Below are 15,389 nucleotides of genomic sequence, written 5' to 3'. Positions count from 1 at the left end.
TTTAACATAAAAAAGAGTTGTTTTTGGTCTCAAAAACAACTCTTTTTTTTATTTTGCAAAATAATCGGGATAAAACCATAATAAAAAGTAAATGACTCATATATATAAGATTACTATATCATGCCTTTTCATAATTTTACTTGTAGGTTGTAAAAAAAACCAAAATAACAGTAATGTTTTTGAATCTGATAGCGAAAAGAGAAACACACTATTTTCATTAGTATCTACTGATGATTCTGATTTAATTTTTGAAAACACGGTAACGCAGACCAGAGAGAACAATCACATGATTAATTCTCAATTTATTTCTGGGGGTGGCGTCGCTGTTGGCGATATTAATAATGACGGATTGGATGATATCTATTTTACCGGAAATCAAGTGAGGGACAAATTATTTTTAAACAATGGAAATTTAAAATTTGAAGATATTTCTGATAAAGCGGGTATAACAAAAGATAATAATTGGTCAACTGGGGTAACTTTTGTAGATATTGACAACGATGGTGACCAAGATATTTATGTTTGTAGGTTTACCTATCTGGAAAATGAAAAAAGTCCAAATCAGTTATATATAAATAATGGAGATGAGAGATTTACTGAGCAAGCTACTACCTTTGGGTTAGATGATAAAGGTTTTTCAATTCAAGCTACTTTTTTCGATTTTGACAATGATGGTCTGTTAGATGTCTATATAGTTAATCAACCGCCAAGCATTCCCAATATTGGAGATAAGCTAAATATAAATCAATTTTCAGATATTGTTTTTAGCGATAGATTATATAAAAACTTAGGAAACGGAAAATTTTTTGATTATACCGAAAAAGCAAATCTCAGAAATTTTGGCTTCGGATTATCGGCAACCACTGGAGATTTTAATAATGATGGATGGCAAGACATTTATGTTTCTAATGATTTTGATGTGGCAGATCATATTTATATAAATCAGCAAGATGGAACTTTTAAAGATGAAGTACATAAAGCCGCAAAGCATATTTCAAACTTTAGTATGGGCAACGACATCGCCGATTACGATAACGATGGGAATTTAGATGTTATGGTGGTTGATATGGTTGCGGAAGATAATAAACGCATTAAAACCAATATGAGCGGTATGAATCCAGAGCAGTTTTGGGCCATTGTTAATAAAGGCGGCCATTACCAATACATGTTTAATACTTTACAAAGAAATAATGGCAATGGAACATTTAGCGAATTGGGGCAATTGGCTGGTGTTACCAGTACAGATTGGAGTTGGGCACCTCTATTGGCCGATTTTGATAATGACGGTTTTAAAGACCTTTTTGTTACAAACGGAGTGGTAAGTAATAACCGTTATAGTGATTTAACGACTAAATATGATAAAAGAGTTGATAGTTTAAATAGAGTAGCTCAACAAAAAGGAATAAATCCGAATAGTTTGATTGATGTAATGGATTTTGTTCATATGGCTCCCACAGATAAATTACCTAATTATATATTTAAAAATAATGGAGATCTTACTTTTAGTAACAAGGTGAAAGATTGGGGTATGGATGCTGCAACGCTCTCAAATGGAGCTGCTTATGCCGATTTTGACTTAGATGGCGATTTAGACTTGGTTGTAAATAATATTAACGAAATGGCATCACTCTATAAAAATACAACCACTGAAAAGAAATTAGGAAATTATATTCGATTTAAGTTTGATTCAGATAAAAACGATCCCATTTACGGAACAAAAATAACATTATATAAAAACGATTCCTTATTGCAAATTGCTCAATTGACAAATTCACGCGGATTTATGTCCAAAAGCGAAGATGTAATTCATTTTGGTATTGGAAATAAAGATAAAATAGACAAAGCGGTTATTCAATGGAATGATGGAACAGTTTCCACACTTTCTAATTTGGAGATTAACAAATTGCATGAATTAAAGTTGAGTGCATTGGAGAAAGAAACAATTGCCAAAACAACGGAAAAACCTGCTTATTTTCGAGATGTAGCCCAGTTGCTAAATTTAAGTCAAGTTGTGCACGTAGAAAATGAATATGATGATTATGCCCATGAAGTCTTATTACCTCACAAAATGTCACAGTTTGGACCATCTATTGCCGTTGGCGATGTAAATGGAGATAAAAAAGAAGATTTCTTTTTAGGTGGAGCAGCAGGCTTTTCGGGGAAGCTTTATCTACAAAATAGCAACGGTACTTTTGATGAAATTACGGATGGAGCTTGGTCTCAAGATAAAGCAAGTGAAGATATGGGAATCGCCTTAATTGATGTTGACAATGATAAAGATTTAGACTTATTTGTGGTAAGTGGAGGGAATGAATTTTCTGAAGGAGATATCAATTTGCAAGACAGATTGTATATTAATAATGGCAAAGGCAAATTTGCGAAGAGCAACGGATTACCAAAATATTTGACTAGCGGTTCTTGCGTTCTGCCTTTCGATTATGACAAAGATGGAGATTTAGATCTTTTTGTAGGTGGGCGATTGACCCCACAAAAATATCCACATGCCACCGATAGCCATTTACTGGAAAATGTTGGTGGAAAATTTATCGATGCAACAGATAAAAAAGCTCCCGAAATGAAAAACTTGGGAATGGTTACCGCCGCAAGCTGGACAGATTATAACAATGATGGTTTGCAAGATTTGATCGTGGTAGGAGAGTGGATGCCCGTAACCATGTTCTTACAATCAGAAAAAGGGACATTTAAAAAAGAGACTATACCAAATAGCGAAGGTTGGTATTACGAAGTTAAAACCGCTGATATGGATAATGATGGGGATTCTGATATTATTGTAGGTAATCTAGGACTCAATTATAAATATAAAGCAAACGAGAAAGAACCTTTTGAGGTCTATAGCTATGATTTTGATAGTAACGGCAGTTTGGATATTGTGCTGAGCTATTATGAACACGGAGTTGCTTTTCCGTTAAGGGGAAAAAGTTGTTCTACACAACAAATACCGTCTTTAAAGGAAAAATTCCCTACTTATGAAGAATTTGGAAGCTCTAATTTAGAAAATATTTATGGAAATTCGTTGGCAGAGGCTTTGAATTTAAAAGCAAAAACCTTCGCTTCTTCATATATAGAGAACAATGGAAAAGGAAATTACTCTTTAAAACCGTTACCTTCACTAGCACAAGTATCTTCAGTAAATAGTATTTTAATAGATGATTTTGATTCTGACGGGCATAAAGATTTACTTATTTCAGGCAACTTATTTGTTTCGGAGATAGAAACTCCCCGCAACGATGCTAGTATTGGTTTACTTTTGACTGGAGATGGAAAAGGTAATTTTTTACCAATTCCTACAACTAAAAGTGGATTTTATGCACCATACGATGCTAAAGACATGAAAACAATTAAGGTGGGTAACAAAAGCGTCATTTTGGTAGCGAATAATAATAATTTTCTTCAAGCAATAGAATTTATAAAATCTAAACCAAAAAAAGATAAGAAAATAGCTTTATTAAAATAGTTGAAGACATTTAATGTCTAATTTCTAATTCAGAAGGGGGCTATATTGTTAGAGAATGTTTATTACTTCTTTAAAATATACCCTTGCAAGTCAATTTCAATCTCAAATGGATTTAAAATTTTATCCGTTAAAATGCTGATTGTTCTTCTATTGAGAGAAATGTTTCCGTCTAGTTCTTGTTCAATATTCCACTTTTTCCAATTGGTTTTTATAGAATTAATAGAATAATCAGGGTTTATCCTTTTAATAACATCCTGTATAAATTTCAACGTAATTCCCTTACCGGAAGCTGGAATTTTATCTACATTATAACAAGGTTTAAGCCCATTGATCCATTCAACTTCAGAAACAGTTCTTTCAGGATAAAACCATGTTTCATTTGCCCATTTGTAGGGTACGCCAACCCCTTTTAAAATTCCCATTGCACCAATACGTTGCATGGAGGCAAAAGCTTTGTCGGATGGTTTTGTGTCTATAAAGGGCATAATATATGCTCCGTTTTTTAACAGAGAATTTTGGACTTGGCGTACAGAAATTTCATTAGGATTCTTATTTTCTTTTACCGAAATTGCTGCTAATACTCCTGCCGCTTGACCAATACCCAAAACCACAGGTTGCAATCTAGTAGTACCATTAACAATGTTTGATACGCTTATGTTTTTTTCAGCTACGATAAAATTGTCAATATTTTTTGGAATCAAACTTCCTAAAGGGATGTTGTAACTTGGCACTCTAATATTTATAAAATCTATTTCAGGGGCATCAAGATTTTTTTTGTGATGATGGTCAATCGGATAGTCGCCCACAACAACACCTGTTTTATATAAATTATATTCATAAGGTTTTTCCAAATGGTTTACCGTTAAAAACACTTCGCCTCTTACACGTCTCGCTTCTCTGTCATAAGGTATAAAAGGAAGCATGTCCTTTGTATCGAACTCATCGGATAATCTCAAGTTTTTAAAACCCAGTTGGTTTTGGATATAATAGACAAATCCTAAGGTAAAATTTTTGGCTTCTTTAAGTTTGGCTTCTCTTTCGGTTACAGATAATTCTGGCCAATTTAAATAAAAATCATTACCACAATTGGGCCAATTAATCATATATTTATGACCGCTTTTACCTTCATTTTTCTGGGCTAGCCGTGTCGGTAATTTGGCATAATTCAACATTTGCTGACAATCGGTAACTGCACCAAACATTTCGTCTTCTTCACTTTTGCATGCACATTCAAAATCTTTGGGGTTATATGCCTCAGGTTTTTTAACCAAGCCTTTTTTATTGCGACTATTCCCAACATCTTCCAATATGGCCACATAGGTTAAATCTTGAACGATATTATTGGCTTTTTCAGGAGCATATTTTTCATTGGTATCACTTTTGGCATCCATTCCCAGTCGGAAATCTGCTCCCACTAATGGCAATAATTCGCCAATTTCTGTTGCATCAATTAACAGTTTAGCTTTAACGGTTTTTAATTTTCTTTTTTGTTTATAGGTAACCAACCAATGGTCATTTTCTTTGGTTATGGCTTTGTATTCTGCATTAAAGGCAATACTCAAGTTTTCTAGTTGAGCCATTTCTTGTAAAATACTATTCCCAACAGAAGGCTCAAACAAGGTATGGCTTACCCATCCTGTGGAAAGCTTATCAGTACCACCGTAATAATCATATAATTTTTGTCTGAACTCTCCCCAAATACCAGAAGGCATATTGTGATTACCATCAATAGCAGAAACCCCTGCGGAGGTAAGCATACCCCCCAGCCATGGGGTTGATTCTATTATTAATACTTTTACATCCATCCTAGCAACCTGAATGGCTGCTGAAGTACCACCTGCACCGCCACCGATAATTAGAATGTCAACTTCTTCTTGTGCCTGAATGGAGTAGCAACCTAATGTTAAAAGTAAAAGGCAAGTAGTCTTTTTAAGATATGCTCTGAAATTCATGATGCTAAAAATTTTAAAATTTTGGATATTTTTTTCTAAAAAACCAATGATGTAGTTTTAATCCTTCATAAAATGAAAAGACTTCGCCATTCAAACCGCTCTTTCTATTGGCTTTTATCATTCGTTTTAAGAATTTTTTGGAGGGCGTTTAATCATCTACTTTTTATATAACACAAGATATAAATTTAAATTGGCATCTAAATTACCGGCATAAGCCCAAAGCTAAAACTCCAATAACGTAAAATAATGCAATGGCAATACTTGAGGAGATAAACTCATCAAACATAGTTTGAATTAAAAGCCAACTTTAAATATTTTCAAGTATAATTATTTTGTTAAGAGCAAAGGAAATTAAGCCAAAATATAAGAATATTAAAATGTTTATCTAAAAAACATGCCATATCTTTAGGAAATATCATAAAAAATGATGTTTAATGCTTCAAAACCGTCATTGGTCGAAATCTTTATTAAGAGTATTTAAAGTTATATATTTTTATAAAATCAACTAAACTTAATATTTTATAGGGAAATAGCAAAAATAATAAGTTGAGTAATTTGAATTAGTATTAAAAAGGGTTAGAGAAGTCTAACTCTTTTTTTATTGAAGCTTATTTGTCAAAATAATTTGAAGTTTTTGTAACATTTGCTAATTGCTTGTCAATTAACGATTGTAATTCTTTTACAATTTCTGGATTATCATCAGAAACATCATGGTTTTCAGAGGGATCAATATTCACATTAAATAACAGCGGTAGCTTCCCATCAAAATAATCTTTTCCTGTTTGGCTATGTGTTTTAATATGAAATTTCCATGCCCCTTTACGTACTGCATACAATTCATTTTGCAGTCCGTAAAAAAAGAAAGGTTTATCATCATTCAACTTGGTATTTGAATTTGAGAAAAGCTCAATAAGATTATTACCATCCATGTTATGATTTTCGGGCAACTCAACGCCTCCCAGACTTAGTGATGTTGCGTAAATATCTCGCACCGTACTTATAGTGGTATTTAGGTTTGGTTTAGCTTTTCCTGGCCAGTATATAATTCCAGGTACTCGCATACCGCCTTCCCAAGTACTACCTTTACCATCTCTAAACAATCCAGAGGAACCACCTTTTAAACCTTTGATAATCCAAGGGCCATTATCGCTTGCAAAAAAGACAACAGTATTTTTATCTAAATTTAATTTTTCTAATGTACTGATAATTTGGCCTACGCTCCAATCAATTTCTTCAATCACATCACCATATTCTCCACGTTCTGAGGTATTTTTAAATTCTTTTCCAGGATACAAAGGAACATGTGGCATAGCATAAGGCAAATAGACAAAGAACTTATTTTCTTTGTTTTTTTCGATGAACTCAATAGCCTTATTAGTGTATAATTTAGTAAGTTTTGTTTGGTCAGGATTTAATTCTAACGTATCATTATTATGAAATAGGGGAATATCAGGCCATTTTGGAGGAATCATGTCATTACTGTAAGGCAGCCCAATATATTCATCAAACCCATTCTGTATTGGTAAATACTCCATTTTTGTAGATCCCAAATGCCACTTACCGAACATTGCCGTTTTATAACCCACGGACTTAAGCCCTTCAGCTAGAGTTAATTCTTTGGGATGAATACCACGTTCGGATTTTGGGTAAAGCACCCAATCAAATCCGGACTTTATCGGATATTTTCCAGTCAATAAAGAATAACGGCTTGCAGTACAAGCTGGCGAACCTGAATAAAAGTTGGTCAGCTTAATACCATTATTGGCAATTCTGTCAATATTTGGTGTTTTTATTGTGGGATGACCGTTGCCGCTCACATCACCATAACCCATATCATCTGGAAATAGAACGATAATGTTTGGGGTATCGATATGTTGTGAAACATTCTTAACATCTGGACTCTTACTACTTATAAACGTAAATGCAATGAGGATATTTATAACTAAAATTTTGTTGGGCATGGTTTTGTTTATTTAATGTTTTTTATATGTTCGTTGGCGATGTTTCTCGATATCCGCAAAAAGGCGGATAAGCTAAACGATTAAAGATTCTACTGTAAGTTTGAGTGATGCTTCTCGATACATTTTCTTCTCCGCTGTCGCTTCAAAGAAAATACTCGAAGTGACAAACGTTAGTTTATTTTGAACTTAGTAATTTTTGTACCTCAGGATAATTATCATCCGTATCTCCATAAAGTTCTCTTTGTTTTTGCAGTTCTATTTTCATTTCGGCGATAATTTCCGCATACGCTTCGTCATTATAAGCATTTCGGTTTTCTTTAGGGTCTTTTTCCAGATCGTAAAATTCCCATGCAGGTTCTGTGGTTTCTTTTGAAACTCCCGTCATATTAAGAGGCTGACCATAAAAAAGAGCTAATTTGTAACGCTCATTTCTAATTCCAAAATGGCTTGGCCTTATAGGGTAGTGTTGCCAATACCTATAATATGCTGTTTTACGCCAATCTTTTGGACTATTGCCTTTTAGGTTTTCCCTAAAGCTTTTTCCTTGAAAAGACGAAGGCAGTTTTACATTGGCATAATCTGCAAATAGTGATGCGAAATCAATGTTTAGAATAATATCGTCGATGCGTTTTCCAGCGGGAATCTCTTTCGGGTATCTAATTACAAAAGGCATACGAAGAGATTCTTCGTATATTAATCTTTTGTCAAAAAAGCCATGTTCGCCCAAAAAATAACCTTGATCTGCGGTATAAATAACTATAGTGTTTTCCGCCAAACCTGATTTTTCCAAATAATTGAGCAATCTGCCTATATTATCATCAATAGCTGCCCCCGAACGCATAAAGTCTTTTACTAATTTCTGATAGGTATGTTTTCTGGCGGCGATGCTGTCCATGCCCACTGTACTGAATGGTAAGCCTGGATATTCACACCACCAAGATTCAGGATCTTTTGTGGCTTGTTTCCAGCGAAAAGCCAAATTGTCCAAACTTTGACCTTCAAAACTTCTGCCCGTAGTTTCCTTTCCAAAATCTAATAGGGATTCAGGTTCCGGTATGGTTTCGTTTTTATATAAATCGGCATATCTTTCAGGAAAATCAAAAGGTTCATGAGTAGCTTTAAAGTGTGTCATCAGCATAAAAGGTTTACTTTTATCAATGGTATCTAACCATTTCATGGACAAATCAGTAACCACATCTGTAGAAAATCCTTTGTGTACGTCCCATTCCTCAGGCTTTTTATGAAAATTATCTTTGGTTCTTAATATAGGGTCCCAATAACGTCCTTGGTCATGCAGCACGTTGTAATAATCAAATCCTGAGGGTTCTTTTTTCAAATGCCATTTACCGATTACGGCGGTTTGATAACCGTTTTCTCTTAAGATTTTAGCAATGTTCAAACTATCGGGATTTAGGGCATCACTTAAAGTATAAACGCCGTTTTTATTGCTATAGCTACCTGTTAATATGGAAGCTCTACTAGGCACACAGATTGAATTTGTACAAAAACTATTGTTAAGTACCGTACCTTCATCTGCCAAACGAGAAATATTCGGAGCTTTAACATGGTTTTTGAGAACGCCACCATAAATTCCCCATGCCTGAGAGGTATGGTCGTCAGACATGATAAATAAAATGTTGGGGCGGATTGGTTTTTCTGTTTGTGGTTTGTTGTTCTTCTGTTTGTTGTTGCAGGAAAATAGAAAAACTGTTAATAAAATTGCAATAATAGAGCTAAAATGTTTCATATTTGAAGTACTTTATTTCAAGAATTTTTATGCGTTTAATGCTCCCCTTCCTTCGGAGGGGGCTGGGGGGAGGCCTCTATCTCATCAATAAACATCCAAGCATTACTGCCAGCCCCTTCATGGTCTGGTGGACAAACACCTATATTTTTAATATTAATTTTTAAATATCTGGTTGTTAATGATTTTTCTAAACTGAATTTCCCTTTAAAGGTGTTGTCGTTTAATTTTTCATTTTCGTCTATCATCATATAGGGTTTACTAAAATCTTTGCCGTTTGGTGAAACGCTTACAGAAACCTGTTTTGGTTTAAAAATCCAATTGCCTAGGTTTTGTAGATAGCCACAAGATATTTTATTTATGTTTTGCTCTTTTTTCAGGTCGATAATAAATTCCAAATCTTTTCCTTCCTGACCAATCCATTGTCCTGAACTAAAATCAAGATACCCTCTTTTTCCATCGGTTAACACCTCAATATTTTTGTAGTTGGGATGTAAGGGTAAACTACTTACTATAGAAGCATCAATAGCTAAATGGTCTAATTTCTTTACCTTTTTAGGTACATCATCTGCATTTCCATATTCCCAATTAACAAATTGTTTGGTTAAGCGTTCGACTATTTCTGGGTGTTTAGATGCCAGATTTGTCATTTCGGAAACATCTTCGTCCAAATTAGATAAAAACAGAGCATCTTGTTCTAAATCCAATTCCCCTTTGTGAGAGGTATCTTTTGGATATCCAATCAATTTCCATTTACCATCTCTTACAACCCATTGGTTTCCATATTTCCAAAACGCAGAAGTTCTAGGCGATTTCTCTTCCGTATTTATTAACATAGAAGATAAATCGATTCCGTCAATTGGTATTTTATTACTTTTTAATCCACATAGTTTTGTCAATGTTGGCATCCAATCGGTATTCAGTAAAAATTCATTGTTCACTTTATTCTCTGGTAGATTATTTTTCCAGCTTATAATTGTCGGTAATCGTATTCCGCCCTCGAACAAACTGCTTTTAGCACCACGATAAGAGCCAGAACTACCACCGCCATTAAAAGCACGGACTTCGGTGGAATAGCCATTGTCCGATTGATAAACTATAATAGTATCGTCTCGCAAACCTAATTTTTCCAGTTGATCAATCAGCATTCCAATTCGCTCGTCAATAGTTGAAATAAACGCTCCATAATCCGATCTTGGAAAAGGCACACCCATTTCCTGATAATACTTCCGCCATTTTTCTGTAGGTTGATATGGATAATGTGGCATATTAATGGCATAAAATAAAAAGAATGGATCTTTTTGATTTTTATCGATAAAAGCATCTACTTTTTCAGCCATTAAATCGGGAAAATATTTTCCATTGTGGTAAACTTCTTTATCGTTCTCATGTAAATCATGAATATTAGGGCCTTCCCAAAAGAAAAAATGGGAATAATTATCAATACAGCCACGTAAATGACCGAAGAGATAGTCAAAGCCTTGGTTGTTGGGGCTACTTTCTTTGCTCATTCCTAAATGCCATTTACCGACTAGTGCCGTTTTATAACCATTGTCCTTAAATAATTCTGCCATAGTATATTGTTCATCTGGTAAACCATCGGTAGCACTTGTGCTTGCCGAAGTATTGCCTGGAACACCAGCCCTTTGCGGATAATTTCCCGTTAACAATGCTGCTCTTGAAGGTGCACAGACAGGAGCGGCAACATAGGCTTGGGTAAATCGGATACCATTTTCTGCCAGTTTATCTATGTTTGGCGTATAAATATCATCAGCTCCATAACAACCCAAATCGCCCGCACCTTGGTCATCGGTATAGATTACAATTACATTCGGTTTACCATTATCTTGAGCCTGTAAGTAATTGCATCCTAGAAAGAAAAGTAAAAAATAGTAGGTTAGTTTATGCATTTTGGGAATCTAGTTTTTTAATGTTTTCTAAAATAAATATAAATTTAAAAAATGAAGTGTTTTTTAGACAAGAGCTTTTCAAATTTAGATAAACTGCATAAATATAAACATTCAATTAACAATTTAAGTTATATGTCTTTAATAATTTTAGAATTGTTAAGATTGAATTATATTTAACCATTGTTTAATAATCCGCATAGATATGTCAAGATTTAGTATTACAAAAATGCTTTCTTTATTATTGTTTTTGAGTATAATCTCATGTAAAGAGAAAGAAGTAAAAGAAGAAAAACAACAACCCAACATAATAGTTATATATGCAGATGATTTGGGTTTTGGTGATGTAAGTGCTTACGGAAGTACCGTTTTACAAACACCAAATATTGACCGAATTGCCAATGAGGGCATCAAATTTATGAATGGCTATGCCGCTTCGCCCACTTGCACACCAAGCAGGTATGCTTTATTGTCGGGCAATTATCCGTTTAAAAAAGGAAATGCAAGGGTACTGCCCGGAAATGCCCCTTTAATTTTTGATACAAGCAAACAAACGCTACCATCCATGTTAAGAGAAGCTGGATACACCACAGGTGTTGTAGGAAAATGGCATTTGGGTTTGGGCGATGAAAATATGGACTGGAACAGTGATATAAAACCTGGACCACTAGAAATTGGTTTTGACGAATCGTTTATCATGGCTTCTACAAATGATAGGGTGCCATCGGTTTATGTGAGAGACCATCGTGTTGTTGGTTTAGATCCTAACGATCCTATAGAAGTCAGCTACACCAAAAATTTTGAGGGCGAGCCCACAGGAAAAGAGAATCCTGAACTGTTAAAAATCCATCCCAGTCATGGACATGATATGAGCATTCACAACGGTATTTCACGCATAGGATATATGCGTGGCGGTAAATCGGCATTGTTTACCGATGAGGATATGTCAGACGATTTTTTACGGGAATCAAAAGCATTTATTGACCGTAATAAGGAAAAGCCATTCTTTTTGTTTTACAGTTTGCACCAGCCCCATGTGCCGAGAGTGCCACACCCTCGATTTGTAGGAAAAACAACTTTAGGCCCCAGAGGTGATGTAATTGTAGAAGCCGATTGGGCCGTAGGACAATTGTTGGATTATTTGGATGAACTAAAATTAACGGAAAACACTATCGTTATTTTTTCTAGTGATAATGGCCCGGTTTTGGACGACGGGTACCAAACAGATGCTGTTGAAAAAAATGGGGAACATACACCAACTGGTGGTTTAAGAGGGGGTAAGTACAGTCTTTTTGACGCTGGAACCCACGTACCGTTTATGGTTATGTGGAAAGGAACAATTGAGCCAGGAATTTCTGACGCTTTGGTCTCGCAAATGGATTTGACGGCTTCGTTTGCGGCATTTACGGGACAAAAAAACACGACGGACGACAGTCAAAATGTTATAGATGCTTTATTGGGTAAATCAGAAAAAGGTAGGGAAAGTTTGATTTTAGGTAGAAATAACGGTGTTTCAATCCGTAAAGGGGATTGGATTCTAATTCCACCACATAAAGGTCCAAAAAGCACAGGTAAATTCACAAATATTGAAACGGGTAGAGATACTATTTATCAATTGTACAATGTTAAAGATGATATGGGACAGCAGGTTAATTTGGCTGAAAAATTTCCTGAAAAAGTTGAAGAGTTGAAAGCGGAGATGGAAAAAGTTAAATAAAAATATATATAGTTTTAAGAGTTAATTTAGCCAAATGCCTAAGCCAGTTTTTAGTATAGTTTTATTTGTTGTTTTGTTCTCGTCAACTTTGAGCCTTGCCCAAAAAGACGATGATGAAAAAAAATGGTACACCTTTTTTGGGAAAACGTATGACAGAGCTCCAGATTCTCTATATAAACAACTAAAAGAAGCTAAAGAATTTAGTGATAAAGCTTTTTTTATTGAGGAAATTGCAAAGGTTCATATAGAATTAGGCAATACGGACTCTGTAAATTATTATGGCAAATACCTTGAAGATGAAGCCACCAACAATCAAAAAGATGGTATAATAGACAATTTGCATTTATCAAAAGCTTACACCATTTTGGGTAAAGGAAAAATGCTACAAGGGCTTTACGAGGAAGCCATGAAATATTATCTCAAGGGCTTGGAAATAACCAAAATCACGGACAGTCCTTATTTGTATTTCGCTCATTCTTTGGGGTTGGCTTCGGTATATATTAAGAACGAAGAATTTGAAAAAGCCACTCCGTTGTTGGATAATGCTATTGAAGGAAGCAAAAACACTTATTTTACAGGCTTGGCAAAAAAGTATTATGGAGATATCTTTTATCAAAAAAGAAACATAACGAAGAGTACTTTATATTATAACGATGCCTTGATTGATCTTGAATTAGCACCAGATAAAAAATTAGCTCTAGAAATAAAGTTAAATTTAGGCACAATGGATGCCGTGAGCAACAGGACAGATTCAGCTTTAAAACTTTTTGAAGAAGTTAAGAACACGGCTAATGAAAACAAATATTACGATCTGTATATTGATGCGGTGTTGAGAATAGGCGATGTTTATAAACGTCTTGATAATTTTCAAGCAGCACAAATGATATTGTCTGTAGCTCATGTAAATTCTGTACAATGGGATAGAATGGAGCTAGAAAAAAAAGTACTACAAAGTTTAGTTGATTTATATAGCGACCAAGAAGATTATAAGAATGCCTATGCCTTAATGACGCAATATGTTGGTGTTTCAAATAGAATTATCCAAGAACAAAAAAGCAAAGAAATAAAGGAATTGGAAATTCAATATCAAACCTTACAAAAGGAAAATGAAATTAATAGTTTACAAGAAGAACAATTGCTAAAAGAAAGCGAAATAAAAAGACAAAAAACCATAAAGTATGCCTTTTTAATCGGTTTTTTAATATTTTTAATCCCGATATCTGCCTTATTAATTGTGTATTACCAGAAACTTCAGGCTCAAAGTCAATTGAATGCCCAGCAAGAAGAACTCAACAAACAGAAAGTAAGTTCATTAATTAGAGAACAGGAATTAAAGTTGGTAAAAGCATCAGTAGAAGCACAAGACGAAGAACGTACCAGAATTGCAAGGGAGTTGCATGATAGCATTGGTGGTAATTTAGCAGCTATAAAACTACAAATGAATAATGTAAATTATAAAAGCGACTCTAATACTGCTATTATCAGCCAAATTGATGATACCTATCAGCAGGTAAGAGAAATTTCACATAATCTAATACCCAGTAAGTTTAGTCAAAACGCTTTTACAACCTTAATTTCTGAATATATTAATAAGCTAGACAAATCTTCAGACCAAGATATTGTTTTTATGCCCCATCCTATTGAAAAAATAAATGCCATTGAAGAAAGCATACAAGTAGAAATTTTTAATATAATTCAGGAATTATTGACCAATACCTTAAAATATGCTAAAGCAAAAAATGTTGAAATTCATTTGAATCTACATAATAATTCATTACAATTGTTGTTTGAAGATAATGGCGTTGGTTATGACCAAAATAAAACACCTACGGGCATAGGCTTGCAAAATATTAAAAGCCGCTTAGATAAATTAAAAGCCCAATTAAATATAGATTCATCAATTAACCGTGGTACAGCTGTTACCATAGAAATACCTTTACAACATGGCACTAGCAAGAAAGTATAAATTAATAGTAGCGGACGATCATAAAATGTTTTTGGATGGTTTGTTGAGCATCATTGCTAACGAATCGGATTTTGAAATTGCAATGACGGCAAATAGCGGCCAGAACGTAATTAAATACCTTGATAACAGTGGGGGCAAAGACGTTGATTTGATAATTACCGATATTAATATGCCCGATGTAAGCGGTATTGAGCTCAACAAATACATAAAGGAAAACTTCCCGCATATTAAAACTTTGGTGGTAAGTATGCGGCACGATTCCAAAACCATTCATACCTTAACAGAAGATCAAGTGGACGGCTACGTACCTAAAAATGCCGACCAAGGAGAATTGATACAGGCCATTGAAACCATTTTAAAAGGAGATAAATACTTTTCTGAAAGTATTAAAAAAGCTTATATGGAAAGTATGTTCAATAAGGAGAAAGACGTAATTACCACTTTAACTACCAGAGAAAAAGAAGTTTTAAAACTTATAGCTGAAGAGCATACTACCCAAGAAATTGCCGACATATTATTTTTAAGTAAACATACCATAGAAGGTTATAGAAAAAACCTAATCTCAAAATTAGAAGTCCGTAACCTTGCGGGGTTGACGAAGTATGCCATACAGTTGGGGTTGTTGGATTAGAAAATGAAGATGATGAAGAAGAATTTTATTGAAGTA

8 protein-coding genes are annotated in these 15,389 nt (G+C 34.4%); 4 read left to right on the top strand and 4 right to left on the bottom strand.

All coding sequences use genetic code 11. From position 1 onward, the window contains the following. Positions 1-91: 91 nt before the first annotated feature. Positions 92-3,475: a VCBS repeat-containing protein gene (locus UMM65_RS03560; protein ID WP_321975098.1), complete on the top strand. Its 3,384-nt coding sequence runs from the start codon at positions 92-94 to the stop codon at positions 3,473-3,475. Between the two features lie 62 nt (positions 3,476-3,537). On the opposite strand, the gene UMM65_RS03555 is transcribed toward UMM65_RS03560, so the two are convergent. From UMM65_RS03555 to UMM65_RS03540, 4 genes are all read right to left on the bottom strand, one after another. After that, on the bottom strand, positions 3,538-5,427 hold the full coding sequence (locus UMM65_RS03555; protein WP_321975097.1) for an FAD-dependent oxidoreductase: 1,890 nt from the start codon (positions 5,425-5,427) through the stop codon (positions 3,538-3,540). Between the two features lie 608 nt (positions 5,428-6,035). Next, positions 6,036-7,388 (bottom strand): sulfatase family protein, encoded by a 1,353-nt coding sequence (locus UMM65_RS03550; RefSeq protein ID WP_321975096.1) that lies wholly within the window; start codon positions 7,386-7,388, stop codon positions 6,036-6,038. 175 nt (positions 7,389-7,563) lie between these two features. Further along, the gene (locus UMM65_RS03545; protein WP_321975095.1) at positions 7,564-9,135 is read right to left on the bottom strand and encodes a sulfatase family protein; all 1,572 of its coding nucleotides are present in this window, start codon (positions 9,133-9,135) and stop codon (positions 7,564-7,566) included. 35 nt (positions 9,136-9,170) lie between these two features. Continuing rightward, entirely contained in the window at positions 9,171-11,042 is a 1,872-nt protein-coding gene (locus tag UMM65_RS03540; RefSeq protein ID WP_321975094.1) for a sulfatase-like hydrolase/transferase, read from the bottom strand. 202 nt (positions 11,043-11,244) lie between these two features. Between UMM65_RS03540 and UMM65_RS03535 the strand changes: the two genes are divergently transcribed. From UMM65_RS03535 to UMM65_RS03525, 3 genes are read left to right on the top strand one after another with little or no spacing between them, the layout of a single operon-like run. Next, entirely contained in the window at positions 11,245-12,756 is a 1,512-nt protein-coding gene (locus UMM65_RS03535) for a sulfatase family protein (RefSeq protein WP_321975093.1), read from the top strand. A gap of 34 nt (positions 12,757-12,790) precedes the next feature. After that, complete coding sequence (locus tag UMM65_RS03530; protein WP_321975092.1) at positions 12,791-14,722, top strand: tetratricopeptide repeat-containing sensor histidine kinase; 1,932 nt, start codon at positions 12,791-12,793, stop codon at positions 14,720-14,722. Then, positions 14,700-15,353 (top strand): response regulator transcription factor, encoded by a 654-nt coding sequence (locus UMM65_RS03525; protein WP_321975091.1) that lies wholly within the window; start codon positions 14,700-14,702, stop codon positions 15,351-15,353. Before UMM65_RS03530 ends, UMM65_RS03525 begins: the two co-directional genes overlap by 23 nt. Positions 15,354-15,389: the final 36 nt, after the last annotated feature.

This window comes from Aureibaculum koreense, from assembly GCF_034296135.1.
Lineage (GTDB): Bacteria > Bacteroidota > Bacteroidia > Flavobacteriales > Flavobacteriaceae > Aureibaculum.
The sequence above is the reverse complement of the archived record's forward strand: the minus strand, read 5'-3'. Positions and strand labels throughout refer to the sequence as shown.

Excerpts from the sequence above, each read along its gene's own strand:
- UMM65_RS03560 (WP_321975098.1), top strand. The coding sequence starts at position 92 with ATGACTCATATATATAAGATTACTATATCATGCCTTTTCATAATTTTA.
- UMM65_RS03555 (WP_321975097.1), bottom strand. The coding sequence starts at position 5,427 with ATGAATTTCAGAGCATATCTTAAAAAGACTACTTGCCTTTTACTTTTA.
- UMM65_RS03550 (WP_321975096.1), bottom strand. The coding sequence starts at position 7,388 with ATGCCCAACAAAATTTTAGTTATAAATATCCTCATTGCATTTACGTTT.
- UMM65_RS03545 (WP_321975095.1), bottom strand. The coding sequence starts at position 9,135 with ATGAAACATTTTAGCTCTATTATTGCAATTTTATTAACAGTTTTTCTA.
- UMM65_RS03540 (WP_321975094.1), bottom strand. The coding sequence starts at position 11,042 with ATGCATAAACTAACCTACTATTTTTTACTTTTCTTTCTAGGATGCAAT.
- UMM65_RS03535 (WP_321975093.1), top strand. The coding sequence starts at position 11,245 with ATGTCAAGATTTAGTATTACAAAAATGCTTTCTTTATTATTGTTTTTG.
- UMM65_RS03530 (WP_321975092.1), top strand. The coding sequence starts at position 12,791 with ATGCCTAAGCCAGTTTTTAGTATAGTTTTATTTGTTGTTTTGTTCTCG.
- UMM65_RS03525 (WP_321975091.1), top strand. The coding sequence starts at position 14,700 with ATGGCACTAGCAAGAAAGTATAAATTAATAGTAGCGGACGATCATAAA.